At 62.7% G+C, this 967-nt stretch carries 1 protein-coding gene and 1 pseudogene; both read right to left on the bottom strand.

Translation table 11 applies throughout. The features are described from left to right. Positions 1 to 285: pseudogene (locus A3730_RS24185) on the bottom strand (acyl-CoA carboxylase subunit beta); the annotation flags it as partial. After that, positions 285 to 967: SDR family oxidoreductase (locus A3730_RS24180; protein WP_063539147.1), on the bottom strand; the 683-nt coding region annotated here is incomplete at its 5' end. The gene A3730_RS24180 and the pseudogene A3730_RS24185, both read right to left, overlap by 1 nt.

Here is a 967-nt window from a genome sequence, read left to right as displayed (position 1 = left end):
GGCAATGGTGCTGCCGCCGGCTTCGGTGCCGTCCTTGTCGTCGTGCATCTTATAGCCGGCCAGATTCATCAGACTCAGAAACGGGGAGCCTGCATCCAGCAGCCGGGAGATACGTTCGTGGGGAAGCAGCTGGCCGCGCTTTTCAAACTTGGCGCGTTTGCTTTCCGCGGTATCCACGACGGCCTGTTCGATGGCACGGAATTCCTCCACGGCCGCGAGCAAGGCCTCGCGGTTCTGGCGGTATTCTTCGCTGTTGGGGTCAAGTGCGCTGTCGAGAGTCGCCATTAGAGATCCTTGAACACGTCCGGGGTGGTGGCACGGTGGAAGCCATCGAACGGCTTGCTCTTGTCGTGGGCGGGCAGCGGGAAGATCGCCACATTGCCCTGGCTGGCGGCGCCATCAATGCGCAGGGTGTCGCCACTGATAAAGGCGGCCGCGTCGCTGAGCAGGAAGCAGATTGCGCCGGACACTTCCGATTCATTGCCCATGCGTTGTAGCGGTACGGCGGCGCGCAGGGTTTTCAGAGTTTGCTTGAAGCCTTCCGGGTAGGTGTCCATGCCGCTGGACATGATCCAGCCCGGGGCCACTGCGTTGACGCGCACACCGCAACTGCCCCATTCGTAGGCCGAGGTCTGGGTGAAGTTGACCATGCCCGCGCGAGCCGCGCCGGAGTGGCCCATGCCCGGCATGCCCCCCCACATGTCGGCAACGATGTTGACGATGGCACCGCCGTTTTTGTTCATGCCCTGCAGGAACACTTCCCGGGCCATCAGAAAGCCGCCGGTCAGGTTGGTGCGTACCACGGTTTCCCAGCCTTTCTGGCTGATCAAGGCGAGCGGGGAAGGGAATTGGCCGCCGGCGTTGTTGACCAGCCCATGGACAACCTCGACCGCCTTGTAGACATCGGCCACGGTGGCTTTCACCGCTTCTTCATCGCGGATGTCGCAAGCGAATCCCAGAGCCTGGC

It is taken from the genome of Alcanivorax sp. HI0044, from assembly GCF_001634945.1.
Note: the sequence above shows the minus strand (reverse complement) of the source record. Positions and strands in the feature narration are given on the sequence as shown.